Source organism: Campylobacter sp. RM9328, assembly GCF_012978615.1.
The window spans coordinates 1-733 of record NZ_LIWF01000057.1; the positions used below are offsets into that span (position 1 = coordinate 1).

General features: G+C 38.2%; 1 protein-coding gene and 1 pseudogene. Both read left to right on the forward strand.

Features of this window, described 5'->3' with window-relative positions; all coding sequences use genetic code 11:
- Window positions 1-512, forward strand: a pseudogene (locus CCAL9328_RS10650) (hypothetical protein); the annotation flags it as partial.
- Window positions 513-514: 2 nt separating this feature from the next.
- Window positions 515-733, forward strand: a 219-nt coding sequence (locus CCAL9328_RS10655; RefSeq protein WP_170000641.1) for a hypothetical protein, incomplete at its 3' end; no start/stop codon positions are given.

The window sequence follows — 733 nt, forward strand, 5'->3', positions numbered from 1 at the left end:
ACAATCAGACAATAGCAGGAACTAAAACCTTTTCTAGCCCTGTAGTGGTGCCAAATGCTACAGCAAATACTCACGCAGTTAATTTAGCTCAACTAAATACCAAAGCCAACGCTAATGCTACAGTTAATCTAACTGGCAATCAGACTATAGCAGGGGTTAAGACATTCTCAGCAGTGCCTGTGTGTTCTATACTACCTACAGCTGATACTCAGTTAGCTAATAGAAATTATGTTAAAAAGCGTGGTGGGTATGTAGCAGTAACTGGTGGGGCAATAGATTTAAATAATGGTATTAACTTTAGTTTAAATCTAACAGCAGCTACAAATATTACTGTAGCTAACGCAGCGGCAAATGTAGGTCAAACTGGGGAGATATTCATAGCTAAAGGGGCTAATATCCAAGCTTTTTCAGCTCCATTTAACTTTAGGATAGCTCAAAGTGGCTTTGGGGCTAATGAAGTGTTTTCTTATGTAGTTGTGAGTAGCTCTTTAGTTAGGATTATAAGGAGTTAGGGGTGTTATTAAATGGAGTAGAAAGAAAAGAATTTAGTAATTTGCTATGTAATAGTGCTGGTAGAGGCACTAAAATGTTTGATGGTGGGGGGAGATACCGCATATGTGGGGTAGTGAGTAGTAACTATACTTGGCCTACATATAATAACAAAGTATGCCAACTACTAGATGATAGTAGTGTTTTATGCACATTTATAGCTACTGGTAGAACTGGTAGCACC